The organism is Limnochorda sp. L945t, assembly GCF_035593305.1.
Lineage (GTDB): Bacteria > Bacillota > Limnochordia > Limnochordales > Geochordaceae > Carboxydichorda > Carboxydichorda subterranea.
Genome location: NZ_CP141615.1, coordinates 2,494,664 through 2,521,417 on the forward strand (window position 1 = coordinate 2,494,664; position 26,754 = coordinate 2,521,417).

General features: G+C 70.3%; 28 protein-coding genes. 8 read left to right on the plus strand and 20 right to left on the minus strand.

Translation table 11 applies throughout. The annotated features are described in order from the left end of the window. Positions 1-30: 30 nt before the first annotated feature. The 13 genes from ndk to U7230_RS11605 form a co-directional block, all read right to left on the minus strand. On the minus strand, positions 31-444 hold the full coding sequence (gene ndk, locus U7230_RS11545; protein WP_324715986.1) for a nucleoside-diphosphate kinase: 414 nt from the start codon (positions 442-444) through the stop codon (positions 31-33). A 31-nt stretch (positions 445-475) separates the two neighbouring features. Beyond that, entirely contained in the window at positions 476-2,158 is a 1,683-nt protein-coding gene (locus tag U7230_RS11550) for a formate--tetrahydrofolate ligase (RefSeq protein ID WP_324715987.1), read from the minus strand. Positions 2,159-2,233: 75 nt separating this feature from the next. Beyond that, positions 2,234-3,013 (minus strand): twin-arginine translocase subunit TatC, encoded by a 780-nt coding sequence (gene tatC, locus U7230_RS11555; protein WP_324715988.1) that lies wholly within the window; start codon positions 3,011-3,013, stop codon positions 2,234-2,236. 3 nt (positions 3,014-3,016) lie between these two features. Beyond that, entirely contained in the window at positions 3,017-3,826 is an 810-nt protein-coding gene (tatC, locus tag U7230_RS11560) for a twin-arginine translocase subunit TatC (protein ID WP_324715989.1), read from the minus strand. After that, on the minus strand, positions 3,807-4,121 hold the full coding sequence (tatA, locus tag U7230_RS15545; RefSeq protein WP_404980517.1) for a twin-arginine translocase TatA/TatE family subunit: 315 nt from the start codon (positions 4,119-4,121) through the stop codon (positions 3,807-3,809). The genes tatC (U7230_RS11560) and tatA overlap by 20 nt, the downstream gene beginning before the upstream one ends. A gap of 17 nt (positions 4,122-4,138) precedes the next feature. Beyond that, positions 4,139-4,654, minus strand: coding sequence for a MogA/MoaB family molybdenum cofactor biosynthesis protein (locus U7230_RS11570; protein ID WP_324715990.1), 516 nt, complete (start codon positions 4,652-4,654; stop codon positions 4,139-4,141). A 56-nt stretch (positions 4,655-4,710) separates the two neighbouring features. Further along, entirely contained in the window at positions 4,711-5,682 is a 972-nt protein-coding gene (locus U7230_RS11575) for a polyprenyl synthetase family protein (RefSeq protein ID WP_324715991.1), read from the minus strand. Then, positions 5,673-6,503: a class I SAM-dependent methyltransferase gene (locus U7230_RS11580; protein WP_324715992.1), complete on the minus strand. Its 831-nt coding sequence runs from the start codon at positions 6,501-6,503 to the stop codon at positions 5,673-5,675. The genes U7230_RS11575 and U7230_RS11580 overlap by 10 nt, the downstream gene beginning before the upstream one ends. Further along, positions 6,500-7,144: a redox-sensing transcriptional repressor Rex gene (locus tag U7230_RS11585; RefSeq protein WP_324718237.1), complete on the minus strand. Its 645-nt coding sequence runs from the start codon at positions 7,142-7,144 to the stop codon at positions 6,500-6,502. The genes U7230_RS11580 and U7230_RS11585 overlap by 4 nt, the downstream gene beginning before the upstream one ends. A 137-nt stretch (positions 7,145-7,281) precedes the next feature. Further along, positions 7,282-7,752, minus strand: a complete 471-nt coding sequence (locus U7230_RS11590) for a 23S rRNA (pseudouridine(1915)-N(3))-methyltransferase RlmH (protein WP_324715993.1) — start codon at positions 7,750-7,752, stop codon at positions 7,282-7,284. 19 nt (positions 7,753-7,771) lie between these two features. Beyond that, on the minus strand, positions 7,772-9,229 hold the full coding sequence (locus tag U7230_RS11595) for a phosphoglucomutase/phosphomannomutase family protein (RefSeq protein WP_324715994.1): 1,458 nt from the start codon (positions 9,227-9,229) through the stop codon (positions 7,772-7,774). Positions 9,230-9,412: 183 nt separating this feature from the next. Then, positions 9,413-10,537 (minus strand): LacI family DNA-binding transcriptional regulator, encoded by a 1,125-nt coding sequence (locus tag U7230_RS11600; RefSeq protein WP_324715995.1) that lies wholly within the window; start codon positions 10,535-10,537, stop codon positions 9,413-9,415. A gap of 265 nt (positions 10,538-10,802) precedes the next feature. After that, complete coding sequence (locus U7230_RS11605; RefSeq protein ID WP_324715996.1) at positions 10,803-11,255, minus strand: metallopeptidase family protein; 453 nt, start codon at positions 11,253-11,255, stop codon at positions 10,803-10,805. Positions 11,256-11,373: 118 nt separating this feature from the next. Between U7230_RS11605 and U7230_RS11610 the strand changes: the two genes are divergently transcribed. The 5 genes from U7230_RS11610 (at position 11,374) to U7230_RS11630 (ending at position 15,848) form a co-directional block, all read left to right on the plus strand. Continuing rightward, entirely contained in the window at positions 11,374-12,153 is a 780-nt protein-coding gene (locus U7230_RS11610; RefSeq protein ID WP_324715997.1) for a type III pantothenate kinase, read from the plus strand. Further along, positions 12,122-13,288 (plus strand): lysylphosphatidylglycerol synthase transmembrane domain-containing protein, encoded by a 1,167-nt coding sequence (locus U7230_RS11615; protein WP_324715998.1) that lies wholly within the window; start codon positions 12,122-12,124, stop codon positions 13,286-13,288. The genes U7230_RS11610 and U7230_RS11615 overlap by 32 nt, the downstream gene beginning before the upstream one ends. A gap of 107 nt (positions 13,289-13,395) precedes the next feature. Further along, positions 13,396-14,304, plus strand: a complete 909-nt coding sequence (locus tag U7230_RS11620; protein WP_324718238.1) for an N-acetylmuramoyl-L-alanine amidase family protein — start codon at positions 13,396-13,398, stop codon at positions 14,302-14,304. A gap of 75 nt (positions 14,305-14,379) precedes the next feature. Beyond that, positions 14,380-15,132, plus strand: a complete 753-nt coding sequence (locus tag U7230_RS11625) for a DUF72 domain-containing protein (RefSeq protein WP_324715999.1) — start codon at positions 14,380-14,382, stop codon at positions 15,130-15,132. After that, positions 15,126-15,848: an NlpC/P60 family protein gene (locus U7230_RS11630; RefSeq protein WP_324716000.1), complete on the plus strand. Its 723-nt coding sequence runs from the start codon at positions 15,126-15,128 to the stop codon at positions 15,846-15,848. The genes U7230_RS11625 and U7230_RS11630 overlap by 7 nt, the downstream gene beginning before the upstream one ends. Here the strand turns inward: U7230_RS11630 and U7230_RS11635 are convergent. From U7230_RS11635 to U7230_RS11660, 6 genes are all read right to left on the minus strand, one after another. Beyond that, entirely contained in the window at positions 15,820-16,449 is a 630-nt protein-coding gene (locus U7230_RS11635; RefSeq protein WP_324716001.1) for a LysM peptidoglycan-binding domain-containing protein, read from the minus strand. The genes U7230_RS11630 and U7230_RS11635 overlap by 29 nt on opposite strands. A gap of 83 nt (positions 16,450-16,532) precedes the next feature. Continuing rightward, on the minus strand, positions 16,533-17,240 hold the full coding sequence (locus tag U7230_RS11640) for an ABC transporter ATP-binding protein (RefSeq protein WP_404980671.1): 708 nt from the start codon (positions 17,238-17,240) through the stop codon (positions 16,533-16,535). Then, the gene (locus tag U7230_RS11645) at positions 17,227-17,991 is read right to left on the minus strand and encodes an ABC transporter ATP-binding protein (protein WP_404980672.1); all 765 of its coding nucleotides are present in this window, start codon (positions 17,989-17,991) and stop codon (positions 17,227-17,229) included. Before U7230_RS11645 ends, U7230_RS11640 begins: the two co-directional genes overlap by 14 nt. After that, a complete protein-coding gene (locus U7230_RS11650) occupies positions 17,924-18,976 on the minus strand; it encodes a branched-chain amino acid ABC transporter permease (protein WP_324716004.1) in 1,053 nt (350 codons plus the stop codon). Before U7230_RS11650 ends, U7230_RS11645 begins: the two co-directional genes overlap by 68 nt. Before the next feature lie 55 nt (positions 18,977-19,031). Then, positions 19,032-19,907 carry a branched-chain amino acid ABC transporter permease gene (locus tag U7230_RS11655; RefSeq protein WP_324716005.1) on the minus strand — a complete coding sequence of 292 codons (876 nt, stop codon included), beginning with the start codon at positions 19,905-19,907 and terminating at the stop codon, positions 19,032-19,034. Between the two features lie 6 nt (positions 19,908-19,913). Further along, complete coding sequence (locus tag U7230_RS11660) at positions 19,914-21,086, minus strand: ABC transporter substrate-binding protein (protein WP_404980673.1); 1,173 nt, start codon at positions 21,084-21,086, stop codon at positions 19,914-19,916. Between the two features lie 216 nt (positions 21,087-21,302). Between U7230_RS11660 and U7230_RS11665 the strand changes: the two genes are divergently transcribed. Genes U7230_RS11665 through U7230_RS11675 form a run of 3 tightly spaced genes read left to right on the plus strand, consistent with a single transcriptional unit; the run spans position 21,303 to position 26,084 of the window. After that, positions 21,303-23,123 (plus strand): glycerophosphodiester phosphodiesterase family protein, encoded by a 1,821-nt coding sequence (locus U7230_RS11665; RefSeq protein ID WP_324716007.1) that lies wholly within the window; start codon positions 21,303-21,305, stop codon positions 23,121-23,123. Continuing rightward, positions 23,110-25,170, plus strand: coding sequence for an NUDIX domain-containing protein (locus U7230_RS11670; protein ID WP_324716008.1), 2,061 nt, complete (start codon positions 23,110-23,112; stop codon positions 25,168-25,170). Before U7230_RS11665 ends, U7230_RS11670 begins: the two co-directional genes overlap by 14 nt. Further along, positions 25,167-26,084 carry a PHP domain-containing protein gene (locus U7230_RS11675; protein WP_324716009.1) on the plus strand — a complete coding sequence of 306 codons (918 nt, stop codon included), beginning with the start codon at positions 25,167-25,169 and terminating at the stop codon, positions 26,082-26,084. Before U7230_RS11670 ends, U7230_RS11675 begins: the two co-directional genes overlap by 4 nt. Positions 26,085-26,108: 24 nt before the next feature. Here the strand turns inward: U7230_RS11675 and U7230_RS11680 are convergent, their stop codons facing one another. Further along, a complete protein-coding gene (locus U7230_RS11680; RefSeq protein ID WP_324716010.1) occupies positions 26,109-26,654 on the minus strand; it encodes an OsmC family protein in 546 nt (181 codons plus the stop codon). Positions 26,655-26,754: the final 100 nt, after the last annotated feature.

Consider the following 26,754-nt stretch of genomic DNA (forward strand, 5'->3'; position numbering starts at 1 on the left):
GCCGCGTTTGCCCTGGTCCGTCGCCGCGGCTCAGGCCCCCTCGCCGAAGAACCGGCGGATCTCCTCCTCCGCGGTCTCGGGGCTGTCGGAGGCGTGCACCATGTTGAAGGGGAGCTCCCGGGCGAAATCCCCGCGGATGCTGCCCGGCGTCGCCTCTATCGGGTTGGTGGCGCCGACCAGGTTACGCACGTGGGCAATGGCCGAAGGCCCTTCGATGATGGCGAAGACCACCGGCCCCGCCGTGATGGCGTCGAGGAGCCCCTCGAAGAAGGGTTTGTCCGCATGGTGCGCGTAGTGTTGTCTCGCCAGCGCCCGGTCCACCCTGCCGTCGCGGATGCGGGCGATCTTCAGCCCCTTGCGCTCGAAGCGGGCCAAAATCTCCCCAACCAGTCCTTCCTTGACCGCCTCCGGCTTGATGATGACCAGCGTCCGTTCTACCGCCACGACTTGCCTCACCCGCACCTTTCGCACCGGTTTACGACAGGCCCGTGACGTACCCTGTCTCGTCGATGTCCATGCGTAGCGCCGCGGGCTCCTTGGGCAGCCCCGGCATGGTCATGATCTCGCCCGTGAGCGCGATCACGAATCCGGCGCCCAGGGACGGCCGGATCTCTCGCACCTTGAGCCTCCAACCCGTAGGCGCGCCGCGCAGGGAAGGGTCGTCGGTGATCGAGAACTGGGTCTTGGCCACGCAGACCGGAAGTCCTCCGAACCCGTGTGCGGAGAGATCCTCCAGGGCCGCCGCCGCCTCGGGCGTGAAGTCGACGCCGTCCGCCCCGTAGATCTCGGTGGCCAGGCGCTCGATCTTGCCGGCGAGCGGCTCCTCCCACCGATAGATGGGCCGGAAGTCCGGTCGCTCCTCCTCGATGGTCTCGAGCACCGCCCCGGCCAGCTCGAGGCCGCCCTCTCCACCCCTCGCCACGACGTCGGCCGCCTCCGCCCGCACGCCCAGCGAGCGGCAGTGCTCGATGACCGCCCGGATCTCGCCCGGGTCGTCGGCCGCGAAACGGTTGACGGCCACGACCACCGGCAATCCGAACTTGCGGATGTTGGCGATGTGCCGGTCGAGGTTGCTCAAACCCTTTTGCAGCGCGTCCCGATTTGGCGTGTGCAGGTCTCCCTTGGAGGCCCCTCCGTGGTGATGCAGCGCCCGGATGGATGCCACGAGCACCACCACGTCGGGCACGAGCCCCGTCTGCGGCACCACGATGTCGAAGAACTTCTCGGCCCCGAGGTCGGCGGCGAACCCGCCCTCCGTCACCACGTAGTCGGCCAGCCCGAGCGCCGTCTGCGTGGCGAGGATGGAGTTGTTGCCGTGCGCGATGTTGGCGAAGGGGCCGCCGTGCACGAAGGCGGGCTGGCCCTCCAGGGTCTGGACGAGATTGGGCTTGATGGCATCCTTGAGCAGGACGGCCATGGCACCCACCACGCCGATCTCTCGCGCGCTCACCCAGCGCCGGGACCTGGAGGGCCCCGCAGTCTGCCCGACCACCATACGTCCCAGGCGCTCCTTGAGATCCCGGAGGTCCCGGCTGAGGCAGAGCACCGCCATCACTTCCGAGGCGGCCGTGATGTCGAAGCCCGTCTCCCGCACGACCCCGTCCCCCGCCCCTCCCAGGCCGACGACGACGTGCCGGAGCTGCCGCTCGTTCATGTCCATGACCCGGCGCCACGACACCCGTTTGGGGTCGAGGCCGAGCGCGTTGCCCTGGTGGATGTGGTTGTCGACGGCGGCGGCCAGGAGGTTGTGGGCGCTGGTCACCGCATGCATGTCGCCGGTGAAGTGGAGGTTGATGTCGACCATGGGAGCGACCTGGCTGAGCCCTCCCCCGGTCGCCCCTCCCTTGACCCCGAACGTCGGCCCCAGGGAGGGCTCCCGCAGGCACACGGCCACTCGCTTGCCCAGCCGGCCCAGCGCCTGCGTGAGGCCGATGGCGACGGTCGTCTTGCCCTCACCGGCCGGCGTGGCGGTGATGGCGGTGGTGTAGATGAGGCGTCCCCTGCGCTCTCGGGCCGCGCGGCGGACCGCCTCCATGCGGACCTTGGCCATGTACCGGCCGTACGGCTCGATGTCGTCCGCAGACAACCCTATCCGTTCGGCGACTTGCCAGATGGGAAGCAGCGACGCTCTTTGGTTGATCTCGGCGTCGTTCTCCATGTGCTGTGCCCCGCCCCCTGGTCGCGCCGCGACCGCTAGTTTGCCTCACCGGGGAGCCTTTCGAGACAGGGCATCCTACACCCTGTCGGTCGAGGAGGGGCGGGCGCCGCCCCGCGGGGCGGCGAGCCACGCGATCCAGATGCTCACCTCGTAGAGGATCACCAGGGGCACCGCCATCAGCAGCTGGGAGAAGACGTCGGGCCCGGGAGTGAGAGCCGCTGCCAGGGCGGCGATGCCCACGATCGCATAGCTCCGCCGCTGCGCAAGGCCGCGGTGGCTGACGACGCCCAGGCGCGCCAGGAAGAAGACCAGGAGCGGCAACTGGAAGACCAGCCCGAAGGGCACCACCATGGTGAGGATGAAGTTGGTGTAGCTGTTGATGGAGATCATGGGCTGCAGCCGATCCCGGGCGAAACCCAGCAAGAACCGCAACGCGGGCGGCACGACCCACCCGTACGCGAAGTAGGCCCCTCCGAAAAAGAGCCCGAGGGAGGCCGGGATGAAGAGGAACCGGCTCAGCCGCTTCCCCCACGGCCACCCCCTGGTCACCACCGCCCACACGCCGAACATCACGGCCGGGATCGCGATCGCCGCCCCGAGGGCCAGCGCCACCTTGATCCGCACCATGAACCCCTCGGCCGGCGCCAGCATCACCAGCCTGGCGAACTCCGGCTGCTTGCGCTCCATGTCGGCCACGACCGCCGGCGCCACGGCGAACGCGGCCGCCGATCCCACCGCGAACAGCAGCAGCCCTGCCGCCAGGTAGCGCCGCACCGATTCGAACCGGCGCACCCACGGCGAGCGCGCCAGCATCTCCGTCAGCTGTTCCCATGGTGAGGGCTCTGGTTGCGCCATACGTCACTCCGACCGTTCCACGAGATGGGGAAGCGGGCGCCGGGCCCGTTCGCCCCATGCCGCCGTCCAGATGGAGACTTCGTAGAGCAGGACGATGGGCCCCGCCATCAGTACCTGCGACACCGCGTCCACCGTCGGCGTCAACACCGCGGCCAGCACGAAGGCGAGGAACACCGCCCACCTTTGCATCCGGCGAAGCGGCGCCGGCCTGAGGATGCCCAACCGGGCCAGCAGGTAGGCCACTACGGGCATCTCGAAGACGATGCCGAACGGGAGCATCAGCCCGAACAGGAACGAGACCACCTTCGCCGCCGAAAGCGCCGGCATCACCCCCGGGCCGGACTGCCCGACGAGGAAACGCATCGCCACAGGGAACATCAACGCGCCCCCAAAGCCGAGCCCTGACGCGAACAGCGCGGCCGCCGCAGGAGCCAGGCGTACCGCGAGCGCCGTCTCGTGGGGGTAAAGAGCGGGCGCCACGAAGAGCCACACTTGAGCCATCAGCACCGGAGAGGCCAGCACCAGCCCGATGGAAAAGGCGACCCGCAGGTAGGTCACGAACGCCTCTGCCGGAGTGACCACGACCAGCTGGCCCCCCACGGCGCGCAAGTAGTCCATGAACGGGGGGACCAGGCGCCAACCGGCCACGAAGCCGCCCGCCACGGCCAGGAGGGAGAGGAAGACCCGGTAGCGGAGCTCCTCGAGGTGCTCGGTCAGGGTCATCTCCGCGCCGGGCTGCCGGCGCCGGGCTCGCCAGCCCGCCAGGCGCTCGGCCGAGGAGACCGCTTCGCCCTCAGCCGGCCTTTCCGCCACCGGACTCCCCCTGCCCCGAACTGCTCGGGGAAGCCTGGGCGGCAGCCTCGCCGCGCGCCGCCGTCGACTCCGGCGCCGGCCTGTCGTTGCCGGACCCGTCCGGCCGGGGCGGCGGGGTGGAACCGGAACCGGCCGGCCCGGTCACCGGGGGCAGGCTCGTTTCGCTGGTCGCACGCTTGAACTCGTTGATCGTCTTGCCCAGCGCCCGGCCCACCTCTGGAAGCTTGCCCGGGCCGAAGATGATCAGGGCCAGGAGCAGGATGACCAGGAGCTCCGCCGGCCCAATGTTGAACATACGCCTCTCGCCCGCCCTCAGGGCTCATGGCGGTGCGAAGGCTCGTGCAGGGTGAGCTCCCCGCGCAAGAGCCCCACCGCATGAGCAAGCTGATCCGCGATGGCCTCCAGGCTCTCGCCGGCGCCATCCGGGCTCCCGGGCAGGTTGATGACCAACGACCGCCCTCGGATACCGGCAACCCCCCGGGAGAGCATGGCCGCACGCGTCTTTTGCAGGCCGTACCACCGCACTGCCTCGGCGATGCCCGGCGCCATCCGGTCGAGCACGGCGGCGGTGGCCTCCGGCGTCACGTCCCGGGGTGCCATGCCGGTGCCCCCGGTCGTGAGCACCAGATCCGCCTGCCTCCGATCGCACGCCTCCACGATGGCTGCCGCGATGCGCTCCTTTTCGTCGGGCACCACGGCAGTCCATACCACCTCCGCTCCCACCTGCCCCGTGAGCAGCTCAACCAGACGGCGCCCGCTCGCGTCCTCGCGCCGGCCTGCCGCCACCCCGTCGCTCACGGTGATCACGGCCGCCCTCACCGGGTGCACCCGCTTACGCCCGCTCCCTCCACCGACTCCCCTGGGCCTGCGGCCGCCCGCCGGTGTCAGCTCTTGCGCTGGCCCAGCGCCACCACCATCTCGGCCAGAAGGCGCGTCGCCTCGGTGGCCGGCAGTTCCGCCAGGAGCCCCATCGCCCGGAGCACGTACCCCTGGGCCACCTCCTCAGTATATCGCAGGGCTCCGTTTTGACGGATCAGGTGAACGATGGCCGCCATGTCGTCCGGAGGAGGAGGTACCGCTCGCAGGCGAGAGAGGAGCTGGTCGCGGTAGCGGGGATGCTGCAGCATGTGAATGACCGGTAGGGTGAGCACGCCCTCCATCAGGTCGGAGCCCACCGGCTTGCCGAGCACCGGGGCTTCGCCGGTGAGGTCCAGCAGATCGTCGACCACCTGGAAGGCCATCCCGAGGAAGTACCCGAACTGGCCCATCGCCCGCACCTGCGCCGGGGTCGCTCCTCCGAGCAGGGCGCCGCTCTCGGCGCACGCCTGGAAGAAGCGGGCTGTCTTCTTCCCGATGCGCCGCAGGTACTCCTCTTCGGTCAGATCCAGGCGTCCCTTGGCCTCGTGCTGGGCGATCTCCCCCTCGCACATCTCGTAGATCATGTCCGACATGACCTTCAACACTCGGGGGTGACCCTGGTCGACGATGAGGCTCATGGCTCGGGCCAGCATGAAGTCGCCGGTCAGCACCGCCGGGTAGTTGCCCCAGACCGCGTTGACCGTCGGCCGCCCGCGCCGGGTATCGGCATGGTCGATGACGTCGTCGTGGACGAGGGTGGCCATGTGGATCATCTCTGCGGCGGCCGCGATCGGAATGACGTCCCGGTCGGCGGCCCCGAAGACGCGCCCGGACAAGAGGGTGACCAGCGGGCGGACGCGCTTGCCTCCCGCCTTGAGCAGGTGCAGCGAGGTGCGAGCTCCCAACCCCTCGGTCTCCGAGAGCACCTGCTCCAGCATGCGCTCGACCTGGCCGAGGGCGTCCCCGACGTAAGCGTGGATCTGCCGTGCTACGTCCACTCCCGGGCCTCCACTTCGGCTGGCGCAGTCCCAGCCCCGGGCGGCACCTCGCCCACGTGAATCGCTGCGATGCCGCCGAGCAGGTCGTAGTAGCGCACCCGCTCGAGCCCGGCGGACTGCATGATGGCTCGTAGTCGATCCTGGTCGGGGAACGGGGTCAGCGAGTGGGGGAGGTACCGGTAAGGATCCCGTCGCCCGATGAACCATTGCCCGATCTTGGGCACGATGCGGTAGAAATAGAAGTGGTAGAGGGCGGGCCACAGCCTCCCGCGGGGGTGGGAGAGCTCCAGGCAGACCACCCGCCCTCCTGGCCGGACGACCCTGCGCATCTCCTCGAAGCATCGCCGGAGGTCGACGACGTTACGGGCGGCGAAGGCCATAGTGGCCGCGCCGAACGCGCCAGAGGCGAACGGGAGTAGAAGCCCGTTGCCCGCGACCAGCGTCAGGCGCCGCCCGAGCTTGCGCCGGGCGTGCTCCATCATCTGCAGCGCGAAGTCCACCCCGACGACCTCTCCCCCGGGCCCCAGTTGGTCCAACAGCTCTTTGGCCAGATCGCCCGTCCCCGTGGCGAGGTCGAGCACCCGCGATCCGCGCGGGAGCCCTGTCACCGCCAGTCGCGCCGCCCGCCGCCTCCACAGCACGTCCTGCCCCAGGGAGAGAAGGCGGTTGAGCAGGTCGTAGCGTGGGGAGATGGCGTCGAACATCTCCCGCACGTAGCGTTCCCTCGCCGAGGGCTCCGTCGGCACCCCCAGCGCGTCCAGGCCGCTCGTGCCGGCACGCCCGTCGCGGCTCAGCCGGTCTTGCAGTCGCGGTTGCATCATTCACCCAGGTAATAGGCCAGCCGCTGCATCTCGAGGCTCACGTCGGCGTTGGCCAGATAGACTCCGGCCGGCACGACGAGCTTGGCCGGAGCGAAGTTGAGGATGGCCCGGATCCCTGCCTCCACGCACCGATCCGCCACCTGCTGAGCCGCGGCGGCGGGCACGGTCACGATCGCCATCTGCAGCCGCTCCTGCTTGGTGACCTCCGCAAGCGCATCGATGGGGTGGATCAACATCCCGTCCAGTTGTCGATGCACTTTGGAAGGATCGTTGTCGAAGAGCGCGACGATGTGGAGGTTGAAGTGGCTGTCTTCCGCGTAGCGCTGCTGGTTGTACCGGACGAGGGCATGGCCCAGGCTCCCGACGCCGATGAGGCCTATCCGGATCTCTCGATCGAGGTTGAGGATCTTCCGGAGCTCCTCGCGCAAGTAGCCGACCTCGTAGCCCACGCCCTGCTTGCCGAACTCCCCGAACCAGGCCAGATCCTTGCGCACCAGGGCCGGGCTGACCCCCGCCCGCTCCCCCAGCTCATGGGAGGACATGAGCTTGGTCTCGCCGCTCTGATGAGCTTCCTCGAGGACCCTCAGGTACAGCGGCAGGCGGCGCACGACCGCGTCGGAGATCTTCTTCCAACGCATCATCACCACGCGCGCTCGCACCCCCCGTCCAAGCAAGGCATCCGGCTCCGAAGCAGGAAAAGCTGACACGCCCCCGCATGCGGGCTCATTATACCTTGGCCGGTACCACCCAATCAATGCGGCCACGACGGGCCTTGCCGCTATTTGTGATATGGCGCACCGCGGGCCAGGGTGGCCGCTCTGTAAATCTGTTCCACGAGGACGAGCCGCGCGATGTCGTGGGCCATGGTGAGCGGCGACAGGGACAACCGTTCGTCACACTCCTGCAAGAGCGACTCGCCGAGCCCCCACGCGCCGCCCACGAAGAACACGACGGGTACCCGGTCCAGGAGGCGCCCAAGCCAGCCGGCGAACGCCTCGCTCGTGAATGCCCGCCCCCCGGCGTCCAGCGCGACCCGCAAGGCGCCGGGCGGAAGGGACGACCGCAGCATCCGGCGGCTCTCTTCCTCCGCTACCGCCCGGGGATCGGTACGCCCACCCGCCCCTTCCCGCACCTCGACCACCCGCACCTGCCAGCCGTACCCCGCCGTACGCCGCAGGTACTCCCGGACGGCATCCCGGAGCCCCGGGTGCTTGATCCGGCCTGCCGCCACCAGCCATATCCCGGCCATCGGGCTGCCCCGGTCGCCCTCATGCCCCCATGCGGGCGACGAGCTGGCGGACCTCCCGTTCCATACCGTCGACGAGCCCGGCGTCAGGCGCCTCCAGGTACAGCCGCATGAGCGGCTCCGTGCCCGAGGCCCGCAGCAGCCACCAGGCACCGCTCTCCAGGATCACCTTGACCCCGTCCATCACCACGACCTTGTCGACCCGCTGGCCCGCCCACCGATCGGGTGGCTGGGAAGCGAGATGGTCGAGGATGCGCCGCTTCACTTCGTCGGAGGCGATGGGCATGTCGACGCGGCGGCCCGTCGCAGGCCCCACCCGCTCGTGGATGGCGGCGAGGCGCCGTCGCAGGCTGATGCCCCCTTCGGCCCAGATGCGGGTGACCAGCAGCACCGCCAGGATCCCGTCCTTCTCCGGGATGTGACCCGCGATGCTCATGCCTCCGCTCTCCTCGCCGCCGAGGGTGACGTTTTCCCGGCGCATCCACGCCCCGACGTGCTTGAACCCCACGGGGGTCTCCCGCGCCGTCACGCCGAACTGCGCGGCCAGCCGGTCGAGCACGTGGGTCGTGGCCACGGTCCGCACGATGCTGCCCCGCATCTGCCGGACCCCCAGCAGGTAGTCGGCGACGATCGCCAGGACCTCGTTGGGAGTCAAGTACGTGCCGTCCTCGTCGACGACGCCGAAGCGATCGGCGTCGCCGTCCGTGGCGAGCCCGAGAGCGCCCTGGCGGGAACGCACCGCCCGGATCAGCTCCTGCAGGTGCTGTGCGGTGGGTTCAGGGGCGCCTCCGCCGAACAGCGGGTCCCGGCGGTCGTGGAGCCGGTGCACTCGGACCCCCAGGTTTTCCAGGGCTTCGGCGACGTAATGGCGCCCGGTTCCATACATGGCGTCGTAGACGACCTCGACGCCCCTCGAGAGCGGCGCCGTGCCGACCACGCTCATGAGGTGCTCCACGTAGTCGATCCGCGGGTCCACGGTGTCGACCAGCCCCTGGCGCCGGCCCTGCTCCAGGTCCAGGGTGCGGACCACCATGTTGCCCGACGCCTCCGCCCGCTGCACGCGGACGATCTGCTCTTCGATGGCGGCCGTGACGTCCGACTGGGCCGGCCCCCCGTACTCGGGGATGAACTTCAGCCCCAGGTACTGCGGCGGGTTGTGGCTGGCCGTCAGCATGATGGCCCCGGCGGCCCTGCGGTGCAAGACGGCGTGGGCCAGCACCGGCGTCGGCACGTCGGAGGCCGTGAGGCCCACGGCGAGGCTGTTGCCCGCCAGTACCCGGCTCACCTCCTGAGCGAAGTGCTCGGCGGCAAAGCGCGTGTCGTAGCCTACCAGGACCTCCCGCCGCCCCAGGCCGGCCTCCCCCAGGTAGTTGGCGATCGCCTGCGTCACCAGGCGCACGTTGTGATACGTGAACTGGTCCGCAATGACGGCACGCCACCCGTCTGTGCCGAACCGAATCGTCACCGACGGCACCTCCATGTCCTCCAGCATCCTCCACCCGGGCTCGAACGTTCCGGCCCATCAATTCCACCGGAGCCAGATTGTCCCTTTGCCGTCGAGGGGCCGGCGAGGGAGGGCGGGCGCGCGAAAAGGGCGGCGGCCTTCCCTCCCGGGAAGGTCGCCGCCGTCCAAACCCGCCCGGCTCTCGCGCCGGGTCATCTCTCAGGCCAGCGAGTACACCCTGGACGGCTCGGCCCGCTGGGTCCCACAGCTCTCCCGGACGACGAGCGAGGGGGTGATGGCGAGCTGCACCGCCTGGCGCCCGCGATCCTTCAGCAGGTCGAGCAGCATCAACGCGGCCATCCGGCCCATCTGCTCCCGGTTGACCGTCACCGCCGTCAGGCCCATCGCCTGCTCGCCGGCAGAACCGTGCCCCCACACCACCAGGGCGAGGTCCTGAGGCACCGAGATGGAGGATTCCTTCAGGGCGTGGAGCACGCCAGGCACCAGTGCCTCGTGGGCCACGTACAGCGCCGTGACCGGCAGCCCTTCGCCGGGCGTCCACCGGCCGGCCCGTTCGGCGAGCCCCAGCACCTGCCGGGCTGCACGGTAGCCGGCTGCATGGGCCGTGCCGTTACGGAGTTCGGAGACGTCGACCCGGGCAACCCGGGAGCTATCGGCCGCGACCCCGGCTCCGGCCAGGGCTCGCTCGAAGCCTGCACGCACCTGGTCGCCCCAGCGCCCGCCCGGCACGATCGCCCCGATGCGGCGGTGCCCTGCGGCCAGCAGGCGCTCGGTCGCCTGTGCCGACGGCGTCAACCAGTCGATGGTGACCGCGCTGAACTGGACGCCCTCCGGCACCTCGTCTCCGAGCACGACGACGGGCAGGGAGTCGCCGGCCAGCTCCTTGAGCCACGAGGCTCCGTTGAGGTCGCCCCCGACGATGAGCCCGTCCACCTGACGCTGGGTCACGGTGCTGGGAGGATCCCACTGCGCGGCCTGGGCGTCCATCACGTTGAGCACCAGGTGCATCTGCTCCCGGCGGAGCACAGCCTCGATACCCTGGATCAGGCCCAAGCCGTAGCCCGGCATGGAAGAGGGCAGGGCGAGCAGGAGGCCGACCTGGCCGGTCCTGCGGGTGGCGAGCGCCCGGGCGACCGCGTTGGGATGGTAGTTCATCTTCTTGACGGCTTTGATGACTCGCTCGCGAACGTGGGGCCGTACACACGACTTCCCGTTGATGACCCTGGAAACGGTGGCCTTCGAAACCCCTGCGAGCTGGGCCACCTCGTCCAGGGTGACTCGCCCGCTGCTGGCTCCTGTCTCGCTGCGCTTGCGTCGCGGCATCCTCTCTTCAGCTCCTTATCCTTCCCCGTGCCGCCAGGCCGGCGTGCCGGCCCGGCTCCTCTTTCTGGTCGATCCGTCGATGGCCCCAGGCAAACGGTTTGTCGTGAACGCCTGCCTGGAAGCCCGGCGCGTCCCGCCGGGTCGCTTTTCGTCCCGCATCCCCCAAAGAAAACAGGCTCTGGCCCCTCCCTGCTCGCCGGCCAGTCACCTGATGTAGTCGTAACCCGTCTGTGTTACGAGATTGTTACCGATCGCGGAAGTTTCGTCAAGGGTCGTGCGTCCTCTCCTTGCGGCGCGGGGAGCGCTTTCGAGCGCGCAACTGTTGCAGCTCCCGCCAGTCTTGCTCGTCCAGCCACTCGACCCCCGCGCGGCTTTCCAGGTGATGCCGGAGCTCATGGGCCAGGGTGCGGACGACCTCCTCTTCGATCTCTTCGGGGGATGCACTACCAAGGATGGCCAGGAACGACCCGTAGTATAGGACCACGTGCCGCCCCAGCACGGGATCTTCCACGTACTCGCCCAGGACGTACACGTCGGGCGGGTCGTTGGGGTACCGGCGGCGATCCTCGACCACGAGGACCCCGGCGTCGAGCTGCTCCAGCACCTCGTCGGGAAAGCGGTCCAGCACGCGCGCGACGATGGCCCGGAAGGTACGGAGCGAAACTGCTTGCGTGGTGAACCACCTGCCCTTTCGAACGACCCACCTTCCATGATACAAGGATCGGGAAGGGCGTCCCGGTCCCCGAGGGAGCCGTCTTCGACCCGCCGCCTTGCGACAGGGAGCGCCCGAGCGGCTACGAAAGGATAAGAGGTGGCGGGAGAGGGGCAACCGGCGCATGCTGCTGGCCGTCGACGTAGGCAACACGACCACGGGCGTTGCCGTATACGAGGGCGAGCGCCTGGTCCACCACTGGTGGTTGACCACCTTTCGCGAGCGCACGGCGGACGAGCTGGCGCTCACCCTTTCGGGGCTGATGCACCTGGATGGCGCTTCTCCGGCCCGTCTGACCGGAGCGGCCATCAGCTCGGTGGTGCCGTCCCAAACCGAGCCCTGGAGGGCGGCGTGCCGCAGGTTCTTCGGGATCGAGCCGCTGGTGATCGGCCCCGAGACGCCCGCGGGGGTGAAGATCGGCTACCGGTTCCCGGAGGAGCTGGGGGCCGACCGCATCGTCAATGCCGCGGCGGCCGTCCACCTGTACGGCGCACCCGTGGTGGTGGTGGATTTTGGTACGGCCACCACCTTTGACGTCGTGGACGCGCGGGGAGAGTATGTCGGGGGCGCCATCGCCCCGGGAGTCGGCATTTCGGCGGAGGCGCTGTTCGAGAGGGCGGCGCGACTGCCCCGCGTCGAGCTCTCCCGGCCCCCGTCGGTGATCGGGCGCACGACCGCCGAAAGCATCCAGTCGGGGATCGTCTTCGGGTTTGCGGGCCAGGTGGACGGCATCGTGCGGCGGATCCTGAAGAGCGTGGGCGGCAAGGCCCGAGTGGTGGCGACCGGCGGGCTGGCTTCCCTGATCGCCCCGGAGTGCGAGACCGTCGAGGAGACCAATCCACTGCTGACGCTGGAAGGACTGCGTTTGATCTTTGCCAGACACCAAGCGTCCCGCCCGTCGTGATCTCCGCAACCATCACGGGCCCGCCAAAGAGGAGCGGGGCCACGGCCCGCACCTGGTGCGTAACCTCTTGGTCGGGGCAAGCGTCACGGTGCTCACGTTGGGCCTCTTGCTCAAAGCCACGTGGGCGCCCGACAGCTGGAGGCTGCTCACCACCATCCGCCTCGACGCGGTCGGGGCGGCCCTCGGGCTCATAGCCGTCACGTGGGCCATCGGCGGCCTTCGCGCGTGGCTCATGACCCGTTCGCTGGGGTACCCCATCCCATACTCGGCGGCGCTCCGGGCCACGCTGGTGGGCGCGATGGTCTCCGGCCTCACGCCTTTCACGGGCGGCGGAGGTGCAGCGGAGGCGCTGGTGCTGTCGCAAGCCGGCATCCCGTACGCCAAGGCACTGGCCACCGTCAACGCCGCCGGGGTGCTCAACCAAAGCGTGCTCCTCGTCGCTTCCCTCGCCCTGGCGTTCAGCCCTGTGCCCCTTCCCGGCTTGCCTGTGGTGCGGGCCATCCTGCGCTGGATCCTGGTGGTCTACGCCCTTGGCTTGCTGGGCGTGGTGGCGGCGTTGCTGCAGCTCGATTGGCTGGCCGGGCCCGTGGAGCGTCTCTTGGGGCGGCTCGAGCGTGTCATGCCGGCGTGGGCGGCGCGCCTGCGGGCGGCCCGCACGCGCAGCCGCCACTTCCTGCTCTCGACGGCCGACGCGTTCCGCACGGTGGTGGCCGGGCGCCCGGCGGTCATGGCCGTGGTGGGAGCAGGGTTCCTCGTTTACTACCTTCTGATCTTCCTCGTGGCTCCCATCCTGGCCAACAACCTGGGAGGCCGCATTCACGCCGGCGTGCTGGTCGCCGCCCAATTCCCCCTTTTCCTGGTCGGAGGGGTCCTGCCCACCCCGGGAGCCTCGGGCGGGATCGAGGCCGGCATGGCGGCCATCGCGGCGCCTTACTTGCCCCGGGCGGCGGTGGGCATCTTCGTCTCGGTGTGGCGCCTCCTGACGTTCTATCCCTCGCTGATGGCCGGAGCCGTCGCCGCGGCGGTAAGCGTCCACCGCTCGGCCGTCGCCGCCGTTCCCGAAGCGGTATCCTCCGAAGAGCCGCCGGGCGGGCCCGCGAGGACAGGGGCATCGTCGCTGCGCGAGCCCGTCTGATCCCGTTGCGAACCCGTCCGAGTCCCCTCCTGCAGTCCGCATAGAAACGGCGCCGCCGGCTCACCGTAGCCAAAGGGCTCCCGGAGAGAAGGGACGAGACCTTGAAGATGCGCAGGGGGGCAGGCGCGCACGCGCTGGGAGGGCTCGTGCTGGCCACGGCCATCCTGGCGGGGTGGAGCCGGCCCGCCTGGCCCGCGCCGGCCGCAGCCCGCTTCGAGGGCCGCCCTCTGGCCGGCAGGGCCGTGGTGGTGGACCCCGGCCACGGCGGCATCGACAGCGGCTGCGTGGCCGGGGGCTTCTACGAAAAAGACGTGGTGCTTCCGATAGGCCTGCAACTCGCCCGCCTGCTGCGGGCCGCCGGAGCGCGCGCCGGCCTCACCAGAATCCAGGACATGGAGCTCGGACACATGCGAACCGGCCCCGGTTCGCGCTATCGCCGGGATCTCGCCACCCGGGTGGCCGTCTCCAGGCGACTCGGGCCGGACGCTTACGTCAGCTTGCACGCCAACTCCTCCAGGGATGCGGGGATGAGCGGCGTCATGACCTTTTACGCACCCAACCGCCCCGAGGGCCGGGTGCTGGCCCTCCGGCTGCTGGAAGCGCTTCGGCCGGTGATGCCCGGTAACCAAAACGCCGCGCTCCCGGGCGACCTGTACGTCCTGCGCACCAACCCCTTCCCCGCCGTACTGGTGGAGCTCGGCTTCCTTACTCACCCCAGGGACCGGGCCGTCCTCACCAGCCTCGAAGGGCAAGAGAGGCTGGCCGATGCGCTCTTCTCCGGCGTCACCTCGTACCTGACGGGGCCGGACGGTGGAGGTATCGACGATCCACCCGAGCTCCGGGAGCAACCCCTGCCGTCCCGGCTGTTGCCGCGCTCCGGCTCGCCCTCCGGTACCCTGGCGCAACCCTCCGCCCTCCGGCTGCTCCCGGCCCCTCCCGAGGCGGGCCCGGATCCGGTACCCGCCGTCCGCACCAGCGTGGACCCCGCCTTCTGCCCGCATCACGAGGATTCCTGAGCGGTCCTGTTCGAACTCCTCGACGCTGCAGGCATCACGTGGCCGGTGGGACGGCCCGGGGACGGTGTCGAGGACATGCTCTGGCTGGGCACGTGCGGATGGTCACTGAGCCAGGCGAAGTATTTCCGGCAGTTCAACGCCATCGAGATCCAGCAGACGTTCTACGAGCCTCCTCGCCTCGAGACGGCGCTGCGGTGGAAACGCTCGGCGCCCGAGCACTTCGCGTTCGCCGTCAAAGCGTGGCAGCTCGTCACCCATCCGGCGTCGAGCCCCACCTACCGGCGGCTGCGCACGCCGCTCGATGAGCAGGAGAGGGCCGCGTGCGGCTTCTTCCGAGACGCGCCCGTGGTCGAGGAGGCCATGCGGCGCACCCTCGAGGTGGCCGATGCCCTCGGGGCGCGGGTCGTGCTCTTCCAGACTCCGGCCTCGTTCGCTCCCGAGCCTGCCAATGTCGCCGCCCTTCGCGCCTTCTTCACCCGCTACCGCAGGGAGGGGTCCGTCTTCGTGTGGGAACCCCGTGGCCCGTGGCCGGACGACCTGGTGCGGTCGCTGTGCGAGGAGTTGGGGCTCGTGCATGGCACCGACCCCTTCCGCAGGCCCTCCCTCACCCCCGGAGTGATCTACTACCGGCTGCACGGCGTCGGAGGGTACGGCCACCGGTACACCGACGCCGAGATCCAGGAGCTGGCGTGGCGAGTATCCCAGCACCTGGAAAGCCAGGAGGATATCTGGTGTTTCTTCAATAACGTAACCATGGCCGAAGATGCGGCCCGGCTGGCTGCGACGTTGCGGCTCCCGGGCCACGGAGGGGCGGTCGTGTCGTGGTGACGACGCCGAACCAGCGCGATGCACGCAGGCCGGTCCTGCGCCGGGCCCGCGTGACCGGAGCGCTCCTGCTGGTCGCCTTGCTTGCCGGGCTGGCCGGCACGCAGGCCGCAGCGCAGGAGAAAGGAGCTGCGTCCGGCGCAGCGCCGGCGGGGGAGCAGGCTTCGGCCGGCGTGGTGATAGGCCAGGAGCCGGCTCTGAGCGCGCTGCGAGAGAGCTTGCGCTACGTGGAAGCCGGGGTGCCCTTCCGGCTCGGGGGCAAGACCACGGTCGACGAGTACCTCCGGCTCCAAGGCTCCGATCCCCGGGCAGCTGCCTCTGCCGGCGTGGACGCGTCGGGCCTGGTGGTCAACGCGCTGCGGGCCGCCGTGCCGGGCGTCCGCTTCTTCGCCGGTCCCCCGGACCAGGGGAGGACCGCGGAGTACGTGACCTCGGCCATGCTGCGGCGGTACAACTCCACGGAGGTCTCAATCGAGGAGGCCCGGCCGGGCGACCTGCTCTTCTTCAAGTCGCCGTCCACCGGGCAGGTCACGGGGGTCGGCATCGTCCACGTCGTGATGCCGGGCGTGGTACGCGTGGTGGTGGCCAGCGCCAGCCAGGGTCGCGTGGTCGAGACCGGCATCCGGATCGGCGGCGCGTACTGGGCCTCGCAGGTCGACGCCGTCGCCCGCCTGGTCCTGCCTCCCGGCGTCACAGCTGCGGCAGCGGAGTCCAGATGAGGCTGCCTGCCTGGAGCGTGTCGGTCAGGCGCAGGCCGTTGAGCCGGGCCATCGCCTCTCCGGGCACTCCGAGGCGGGCCGCCAGGTCTCTCAGCTGCACGGCCACCGGCACGAACAGCCGGCGCACGGTGGGGATGGTGATGGTCTGGCCGGGATGGAGCATAGTATCCTCCATCCCGTTGGCGTCCATGAGCGCCTCCATGGTGGTGCCGAAGCGGCGGGCCACGTTCCACAGGGTATCGCCCTGCTCCACGCGGTAACGGTACGGTGTGCCGAGCGCGTCGAGCACCCGGGCGGTGGCCGACCCGGTCACCCCGTCCGCGGGGAGCCCCATGGCCCGCTGCAGCGCCTTCACCGCCTGGGTGGTCTCAGGGCCGTAGTACCCGTTGGGATTGACGGTCCGGAAACCGAGCTCCCGCAGAGTCTCCTGCACCTGCCGGACGTCGTCGCCCCACATGCCCTCCTGGAGCACCCGCGTTGCGCCGGTGGCCCCGCCCGGCCAGGCCGCGCCTGCGATGGCCACGACCAAGAGCGTCTTGGCTACCAGTAGCCAGGACCCGTGCCGTGCCGGCCTCGCGCCGGCTCCTGTGCTCTTGCGCAACGGGCCATCGCCTCTCCCCCGCCGTTTCGGTTCGTGTGCGCCCGGCCGGATCCTCTTGGGTGGCCTGGGAGCTCCACGGGAAATCATCCCACGCCCAGGTATGCCGCCTGGACCCCGGGGTGGGCCAGCAGCTCCCTTCCCGCTCCCTCCATCACGACCCTCCCGTTCTCCAGCACGTAGGCCCGGTCGGCGACGGTCAGGGCCTGGTGCACGTTTTGCTCCACCAGGAGGACCGTGGTGCCGTCCCGGGCAATTCGCTGGATGACGCGGAAGAGTTCCTGCACCAGCACCGGCGCCAGGCCCAACGAGGGTTCGTCGAGGATGAGCAAAGCCGGCTCGCTCATGAGCGCCCGGCCGATGGCCACCATCTGCTGTTCGCCGCCGGAGAGGGTGCCGGCGTCCTGGCGGCGCCGTTCCGCAAGGCGCGGAAACAAGGTGTAGACCCGCTCCAGATTGGCCCGGCGGTGCGGCCGGGCGCGAGGCAGGTAGCTTCCGGCCAGGAGGTTTTCCTCGACGCTCATCAGGGGGAAGAGCTGGCGGCCCTCCGGGATGTGCGCGATGCCGAGATCGGTGACCCGGTGCGCCGTCATCCGCTCGATGGGGCGCCCGCCGAAGAGGACGCGCCCCCGGCGCGGGTGTAACAGCCCCGAGACGGCTCGCAAGGCAGTCGTCTTGCCGGCGCCGTTGGCGCCCACCAGCGCGACCTTCTCGCCGCGCTCGACCCGGAAGCTGACGCCCCACAGCGCCTGGACGTCGCCGTAGTAGACATCGATCCCGTCAACCTCCAGCAGCACGGGACGCTGCCCCCTTCCCGGCGCCGCTCTCCTGGGTACCCAGGTACGCCTCGACGACGAGGGGGTTGGAGGCCACCTCGCCCGGCGGGCCCTCGGCGATCTTCTCGCCGTGGTGCAGCACGACGATGCGGTCGGAGATCTGCATGATGACCCGCATGATGTGCTCGACGGCCACGATGGTGATGCCGCGCTCGCGGATGGCCAGGATGAGCCTGACCGTGGCGTCCGCCTCGGAAGGGTTGAGGCCGGCGACCACCTCGTCCAGCAACAAAAGACGCGGCCGCAGCGCCAGCGCCCGCGCGATCTCCAGGCGCTTGCGGCCCGCCAGGGTGAGCTCCCGGGCCGCCGCATACGCCCGATCGGCAAGCCCCGTCCACTCCAGGATCTCCAAGGCCGCCCGCCGCGCGCCCGCCCGCCGGCCCTCCGCCAGGAAGGCCCCCACCATCACGTTTTCCAGCACCGACAGCTGTGGAAAGGGGCGCACGATCTGGAAGGTGCGGGCGATACCCATGCGGGCCAGGAGGTACGGGGGTCGACCCGTGACCCTGTGCCCGTCGAACCACACCTCCCCCGAGCGGGGCCAGAGGTACCCGCTCACCGCGTGGAACAGCGTGGTCTTGCCCGCACCGTTAGGGCCGATGAGCCCCACGATCTCCCCCGGGTAGACGTCGAAGCTCACGTCACGAAGGGCGAGAAGCCCCCCGAAGGCCACGCTCAAGCCCTTCAACCGCAGGATGGGCTGCCGCATCCCGTTCATGACGGGCGCGCCACCTCCTCTCCAGGCCGCCGAGCGTCCCCACGATCCCCTGGGGAGCGAAGCGCACCACCAGCACGATGAGGATGCCGTAGATCAGCAGGTTGGCCTCGCGGAACGAGGCCCGGAAAAACTCCGCCGACAACACCAGCACCGCCGACCCGATGAGCGGCCCGAAGAGGGTACCCGTGCCCCCGATGATGGCCACCAGCGCGATCTGGATGCTGAGGCCGATGTCGAAGACGCCGTGGGGCTCGAAGAAGGAGAGGAAGACGGCGTAAAGCGCTCCGCCGAGCGCCGTCGCCACCCCGCTCAAGGCAAAGGCCTGGAGCTTGTAGCGCAAGGGCGCGATGCCGAGCGCCATGGCCGCGTCCTCGTCTTCCCGGATCGCCTGCAGGTAGTAGCCGAACCGGCTGCGCGACAGCCACCACGCGCCCGCCATCGCTGCCCCCAACAACACCAGCGCCGCGTAGTACTCGACCGTGCGGTCGAAGGGGTCGAGCCCTGCCACGGGCGGGAGATTGGCCAGGAAGAGCCCCTCGGCGCCCCCTGTCCAGCGCCGTTCGTTGGTGGCGACCAGCCGCAGGATCTCGGCCACCGCAATGGTCGACAGCGTGAAGTAGGGGCCCCGCAGACGGAAAGCAATCCATCCCCAAAGGAGCGTCGCCACGGCCGCTACGGCAGCGGTGGCGGCCAGGGCCAGCCCGATCCCCTCCGCCCCGAAGCGCGCCCATGCCGGCGACTGCGTCAGCAGCCCGAACGTGTACGCCCCGAGGCCCACCAGGGCCGCATGGCCCAAGGAGAGCTGGCCGGCCCAGCCGCCCAGCACGTCCCAGGCGTACGCCAGCGCCGCGAACAGCACCAACGTCACGCCGACGTTGAGCGCCCCAGGGAAGAGCAGCGGGTAAGCCACGAGCAGCAAGGCCACGCCCGTGGCGGCCCCGAGCCGCGCCCACATGGGCTTCGCGTCGTTGCTCATGCGCCTTTCGTCCTCTCGTGGCATGCTGGCGCCGGAACCCGCCGCGCCGCGGGCCCTATACCCTGCTCTTGCCGAAGAGCCCGGCAGGGCGAGCCAGCAGCACCAGCAAGAAGGCAAGCAGGCCGAAGGCGTCTCGGTAGCCGCTCGACACGTAGGTCGCCCCCAGGCTCTCCGCCAGCCCCAACAAGAGCCCGCCCCCGATGGCCCCGGCCACGTTGCCCATCCCGCCCAGCACGGTCACGACGAACGCCTTGAGCGTGAAGACGCCCCCGATGGTCGGGATGACGTACAAGATGGGCAGCATCAACGTGCCCGCCACGGCCGCCAGCGCCACGCCCAACCCGAACACCACCGCCCGGATCCGGGCCGTGTCGATCCCCTGGAGCTCGGCCGCCTGGGGGTTTTGGGCCGTCGCCCGGATGGCCCGGCCCAGCTCGGTGCGCAGCAACAGATAGTACAAGAGCGCGATGACCAGGACCGTGACGCCGAAGGAGGCCGAGAGCGCCCGGCTCAGGCTGACGCCGCCCACGTGGAACGTGGCCGTGGAGTACGCCGTGTAGATGCTCTGCGGATGGGCACCGAAGGCGAAGAGCAGCAGGTTGCTGAGGATGAGCCCGAGGCCGACGGTCATCAGGATGAGCGACTGCTCCGGGGCCCGGGCGAGCGGGGAGAGCAGGCCCCTCTCGACCCCGTATCCCAGCACGAAGCCGGCCGGCAAGATGGCCAGCACCGAGGCGAACGGGTCCACGTGCCAGCGATTGAACAACAGCAGCGCCCCGTACATCCCCAGGGCCAGGAACTCCCCGTGCGCGAAGTTGACCACCCTCATGACCCCGAAGATGAGGCTCAACCCGATGCCCACCAGGGCGTAGAGGCCTCCGGTGAGAAGACCGGAGGCCACCACCTGCAACAGCGCCGTCCACCGATCCATCGGGTATCACCGCTTCGCCCACGCCGGGGTGGGAAAGCGCGGCTGGCCGGCGGCCACCTCTTCGGGGAACACCGTGACGAACCGGCCGTCCTGCACCTGCTCCACCACCATGGAGATGGGGTTTTGGTTGCGGAAGCCGTCGTAATCCTTGAACTCGACGGGCCCCGCTGCCGTCGTCAGGCGGGTGGCCCGCAGCGCATCGCGGATCGCCGCCTTGTCGAGCTTGCCCGCACGGTTGATGGCGTCGGCCGCGACGATGAGCGCCATGTACGCCTCGGCGGCATGGTAGGACGGTTCGGTGCCGTGGAGCTCGGCCTTGAGCTTCTCGTACAGCTGTTGCGCTCCCGGATAGCGCACCTGCGGCGTCCACGACGTCGCGGAGAAGACCCACTCCGCGGCGTCGCCGGCTCCTTTGACGAAGGACTCCAGCGCGAACCCGGCCGCGCCTCCTGCGAACATCCGGGCGTTGAGATTGACCTCCTTCACCTGCCGCATGATGGCGACGGCGTCCTCCTCGTAGGACACCATGAACAGGATGTCAGGGTCGAGCGTCCGGAAGCGGTTGAGGATGGGACGAAAGTCGGTGAGACCCCGGTCGTACGCCTCCCTCGCCACGACCCGGTAGCCGCGCTGGCCCGCCAGCCGCTCGGCGGCGTCCGCCACCGATTGCTCGAAGGCCCCCGAGCCGGCGAGGATCGCGATCCGCTTCATCCCGCCCAGCCGATCGGCCAGGTCGAGCAACGAGCGGGCGTAGGCCGACGCGTTGGTCTTGGCCCGGAAGACCCACTCCGACCCGGGCCGGGTGATGGCGTCGTCGGCACTGCCCGTCACCAGGAGCGGGGCCTGCCGGCGGGCCATGTACTGCGCCAGGGGCTTGCTGATGCCGCTCGCGTAGGTGCCCAGGATCACCGGCACCCCGCGCCGGAGCAGCCGCTCGGCGGCCGAAAGGGCCGCGTTCTGGTCGCTGGCGTCGTCTTCGACCAGCAGCTTGAGGGGCCTGCCCAGCACGCCGCCCCGGCTTTCGATTTCCTCCAGGGCGACTCGATACCCGGCCATTTGCATGGTTCCAAAGGTTGCAAAACGGCCACTTAACGAGGTGATGACGCCGATTTCAACCGGCTCTCCCTGTGGCGCCGCAAGAGCGACGCCTCCTGCGAGGTGTGGGACCTGCCACAGCACGAAGATACTCGAAGCGATTGCAAGCAGTCCCAAGGTGCGCTTTACCCTGCTCATCGCGTTTCTCGTGAGCCCCCCGCCCCATCGGATCCAGCATCGCGCCTCGTCTTCGATAAAGATACTAGTTCCTCCTGCGTTATCCGCCCAACGCAGGGACGAAACGCCGGAAGGCCGAACCCCGGAGTCCAGGCGCACGGCACGGGAGGGAGTTCGGGCTCCATGTGGGATACCGGGATCATCCATGGGCTGCAGCAGTTCCGGTCGCCGTTCCTCGATCAATGGTTCCTGGCGTTCACGAACCTGGGCACCGAGTTGGCCTACATCCTCCTCATCCCGGTGGTGTACTGGGGGATCGACCGGTACAAGGGGCACCGCCTCGCGGTCATCTTCCTGCTGTCGATCTGGCTCAACGGGGTCGTGAAGGAGTGGATGGCCATGCCCCGGCCGGAGCCCGGGGTGGGAGGGATCCTGCGGCTGGCCGAGGCCGCGGGCGCCGGCTTTCCTTCGGGTCACGCCCAGGGAAGCATGACGCTGTGGGGCTGGCTCGCCATCGAGTTCCCCCGCCCTTGGGTCATCGCGCTCGCAGGGTTGATGGTCGCCATGATCTCGCTTTCCCGCCTGTACCTCGGAGTGCACTTCCTGGGGGACGTGCTGGGCGGGTGGGCCCTCGGCCTCCTCGTGATCGCCGCCGGCGCCGTGATCTTCGCCCGGCAGCCCGGGGAGCGATGGGGCCGGGGATGGAAGATGGGGCTGGCCGTGGCCGTGCCGCTCCTGTTGTTCCCCCTCTCCCCCTCCGGCACGTCGGAGCGGGCCCTGGGTTTCCTCATCGGCCTGCTCACCGCCGACATGGTGGCGCTGCCGGGGATCCCGTACGGGGAGCGCGCAAGCGCTGTCCAGCACGTCGCCCGATCGCTGGTGGGGCTGGCGGGGCTCGTGGGAATGGCCCTGCTCATCCAGCGCGTGGTGCCACCCGGCCTTCCCGCCGTCCTCGCCTACGCCGTCGCAGCGGTCTGGGTGGCCGTCGTGGCGCCGCTCGTCTTCCTGCGTACGGGGTTGGCGTCACCTCCCAGGGAGCTCTCCGAGCGCGCCCGCCAGCGGCGTATCCCGAGCATTGCTTCGTCGAGCCGCGTACCCGTCGGACCGTACGTGGGCATCGCGGCCGTGGCGGCGGTGCTGGTGGCGGCGGCGAGCGCAGCGGCCCCGAGCCCCGTCCCTCTCACCGAAGCATCCCGGTCGCTGTGGGCCACTTCGGCAGGTCCCCTCAACATCGCCCATCGCGGCGGCGCGGGCCTCGCGCCGGAAAACACCCTGGCCGCCTTCCAGGAAGGCCTGCGCTGGGGCGCCAGCTACCTGGAACTGGATGTCCGGCCCACCCGAGACGGCGAGGTGGTCGTGCTGCACGACGAGCGGGTCGACCGGACGACGGACGGCACCGGCGAGATCGCCTCCATGGACCTCGGGCAGGCGGAGGCCCTCGACGCCGGGTACCGCTTCAGCCCGGACGGCGCCAGCTTCCCGTATCGCGGCAAGGGAGTGCGCATTCCCCGGCTGGAGGACGTGCTGCGCGCCTTCCCCGAGGCGCGCTTCGTCGTGGAGATCAAGCCGGACGACCCCGGCTTCGCCGCCAGGGTGCTCCAGGCCATCGATGCTGCCGGGGCACGCGGCCGCGTCGTGGTCGCCTCTTTCAGCGACCGGGTGCTCCAGCAGGTGCGCCGGGACGCGCCCGGCGTCCTCACCTCCACCGGTGCCGGCGAGGCGCTGCGTATGGTGATCATGGTAAGGTTGGGCCTGGGCGGTTTCTGGACACCGCCGGGCCAGGTGGTACAGGTACCGGAGCGACAGGGGGTCCTTCCCGTCGTGACGGAGAGCTTGATCCGCGTCCTGCACCGGCGTGGCGTACCGGTCCACGTCTGGACCGTCGACGACGTCGCCTCCATGCGCCGGCTGGCCGCGTTGGGAGTGGACGGCATCATCACCGACTACCCGGATCGCATGGCCTCGGTCCTCTCCACCCGGGCGGAGAGCCATGGTCACGATTAGCTTCGACCTGGATGGGGTGCTGATGCGCAACCCCTTCCGGGACGGTATCTTCCCCCAGGTGACCCGGGCCCTTGCCCCCGCCTTCGGCGGCAGCGAGGCCATGGCCATGGAAGCGCTGACCGAGGAGTACCGGCGCCGCCTGGCCGCGAGCCGGGAGGCCGCCGCCTCCGGGCCGCCCGCGGGATCGCTTGCGGCCTGGGCGTACGACTGGACCGACATCATCGCGGCCGTCGCGGGCCGCCACGGCGTCCCGGGCGTTCCCGAGGAGCCGGTTGAAGCTACGGTGGAGCGCCTCGCCAGGGCCGGCACCGCCATCTCCTTCATGCACGCAACGGTACCGGCCGCCCTGGCCGCCTTGCGCCGGGATGGCCACCAGCTCGTGGTGACCACCAACGGTCTATGGGCCTACCAGCGCCCGGTGCTCGAGGCGCTGGGCATCCTCGACGCCTTCCAACGCTTCGGCGCGCCCGACCTGACGGGATGGGCCAAGCCCGATGCCCGGGCTTTCACCTGGGTCGAAGGCGGCCAAAGCCGGCGCCCCTTCGTGCACGTAGGCGACGACCTGCTGTACGACGTCGCCGCCGCGCGGGCGGCCGGCATCCGGGCCGTCTGGGTCATCCCGCCGCGCCTTTCCCGTTTCGAGCTCCTCGCCCGGCGGCCGCCCTGGGAGCGCCCTGAAGTGCTGGACGGGATGCCCGAATGGCACACGGAGGTGGCGGCCATCGCCGATCGGAGGCCTGCGGCCGACCGGTGGCTCCTCCCTTACGCCCTGCCGGACGCGGCCGTGCTGCACGTCGGGGAGGTGCCCGAAGTCCTGGCCCGGTGGGAGTCCCAGGGAGCCTCCGAGGAGAAAGCAGGCCATAGGGCCGGGGCCGCGGGGCGCCAGGCGGCCCGGTGGAAGGAGGACACTTTGCCCATCCCCGAGCTCGGAGAGGCCCTGGTGCGCTGGTTCGAAGGCGCGAAGAGGGCGCTTCCGTGGCGCGACCGTCCCGACCCGTATCGGGTCATGGTTTCGGAGTTCATGCTGCAGCAGACCCAGGTGCAGACCGTCGTGCCGTACTTCGAGCGCTTCGTGCAGCGGTTCCCGACCTTGCAGGCTCTGGCCGAGGCGCCGCTGGAGAGCGTCCTCGAGGTCTGGCAGGGGCTCGGCTACTACCGGCGGGCCCGGTACCTCCACCAGGCGGCCCGCACCATCGTCCAACGGTACGGCGGGCGGGTCCCCGACGACCCGCTCGTCCTCGAGACGCTCCCGGGCGTCGGCCCGTACATGGCCAGGGCCATCGCGAGCATCGCGTACGGCAGGCCGGAGCCGGCCATCGATACCAACGCCAGCCGGGTGCTCTCCCGGGTGCTCATGGTCTGGGATCCCCCCGGGCCGGGCTCGATGCGCCGGCTCGGGGCGTGGGCCAGAGGGATGGTGCCCGAGGGCCGGGCGGCAGACTTCACCCAGGGCCTCATGGAGCTGGGCAGCCGCATCTGCCGGCCGGCCCCGGAGTGCGGACCATGCCCGATCCGGCGTTTCTGCGCGGCGTGGGCGTACCGGCTGCAAGAGGAGCTGCCGGCCAAGCGAAGAGGCCCCGCCCCCTCGCCGGTGGTGAGAGTGGCGGCCGTGGCGGCCTTCGATTCGGCAGGCCGGTTGCTGCTGGTGGAGCGGCCGCCCGACGGGTTGCTGGGCGGCTTGTGGGCCCTGCCTGCCGTCGAGCTCCAGCCCGGGGAGGAGTGGGAGGCAGGGGCGCGCCGGGCCATGCAGCAGGCCGGCCTGGAAGGCGCCCTCGGCACGGCGGTCGCCGAAGGGCGCCACGTCTTCAGCCACCGGATCTGGGAGATGCGGGCATTTCGCGTGCAGGCCCGAGGGAGGGGCCTTCCCCCACGAAACGGCGGCGCCGCCCGGGCCGCGGAAGAGCGTCCCGACTATGCCCCCCCTCTTGCAACCCGGTGGGTGGGCCCCGGCGAACTCGAGCGCGTGCCGATGGGGCAGGCTTTCCGGCGGCTGGTGAGGGCCCTCGTGCCCGCCGGCCGAACGGCGCAGGAGCAGGTGGCCCCATGAACCGGGTGCGCTGGCTGAAAGGCCAGCTGCACGTGCACACCTCCCGGTCCTTCGACGGGCGGGTGCCGCCCGAGGACATGTTCGCGGCGTACCGGCTCCGGGGCTTCGATTTCCTGTGCGTGACGGATCACGACCGCGTGTGGGAGCGGGCGGCGGTCGTGGATGGCATCCTGGTCGTGCCGGGCGAAGAGAGCACCCTGGTCCGCCCTTTCCCGCCCCTGGGCCGCCACCTGGTGAGGCTGTTCACGACGGAGCCGGTGCCGCTGCTGGCGAGCGCCCACCGCAAGCTGGAGGCGACCCGGCGGCAGGGCGCCCTGGCGATGGCCGCCCATCCGGCCTGGGACGGCAATTTCGGCACCGGGCGCTGGCGGATCGAGGCGCTGGCCGATCCCCTGCTCGACCTCGTCGAGATCGTCAACCACCACTCTCGGACGGGCGCCAACGTGGCCCTGTGGGACGAGGCGCTCGCGAGGCGTGGCCCGGCGCTGCCGCTGTGGGCGACGGCCGTCGACGACTCGCACCGTCCCGAGCAGGTGGGACGGGCGTGGGTCTGGGTAGCGGTCGAACAGACCTGGGACCTCTCCCTGCCGGCCGCCCGGCTGGCAGGCATGGTGCGGGAGGCGCTGCGTCGTGGGGCCTTTTACCCCAGCACGGGCGCCCGCGCCATCTTCCGGTGGGAACGGGACGGCGGTCGCTCCCGGGTCGTCGTCGAGGCAGTCCCCCCGGAAGACGAGGCGGCGCCGGGCGTGCCGCCTCGCATCCGGTTGATGGGAAAGGGGGGTCGGCTGCTCGTCCAGGTGGAGGGCCGCCGGGCGAGCTACGCCGTCCGGGGCGACGAGGGCTACGTCCGGGCCGAGGTCATCGAGCCGGACGGCCGCGCCGCGTGGTCCCAGCCGTGGTGGATCGAGGCCTGAGGACGGCACGCCCCCGGCAGGTCCTCAGGGCGTGATGCGCTGGACCTCGGTCTGGAGAGGCACGGGGTTGCGCAGGCACCAGGTGGCGGGGCACCGCTCCTCTGCCAGCACCCGCAGCCGGTCGAGGGTTTCCATGCCGGCGTCGGCATCGGCCAGCACCGTCCACTTCATCGACTCGACGACCGGGGCGTCGCCCGCGCCCAGGAACCGCTGCATGTTGAGGCGGGCAGAGAGCTTCACCTTCAGGGAACGCAAAGCCACCCCTTCGAGCGCCGCCACCAGGGCGTACGTCGAGAGGAAGCACCCCGTGGAGGCGTAGAGGCAGTACTGGATAGGGCTCGGCGCCTCGCCCCACCCTCCGTACTGGGGAGGGAAGTCGGCCACGAGCTCGACGGGCCCGCGCGCCGGAGTGGCGACGGAGCCCTTGTACTGGGGCTGGCCCTCGGTGAAGTCCCAGCTGCCCTCCATCTCGACCTGGAGGACCGCTGCGGAGGGATTCTCCGCCGCCCGGCGCATGCTCTCCCGCAGCCGGTCCACCTGGACGTTACCCAACACCTGCCCTGACGCCACGACGTTCCACCTCCGCCTTACACTGTGGGAACAGTGACAGCATACCATGGCAGGACGGTACCGTACCTGCCAGGGTACTTCTCGATCGGGAGGTGCCCGC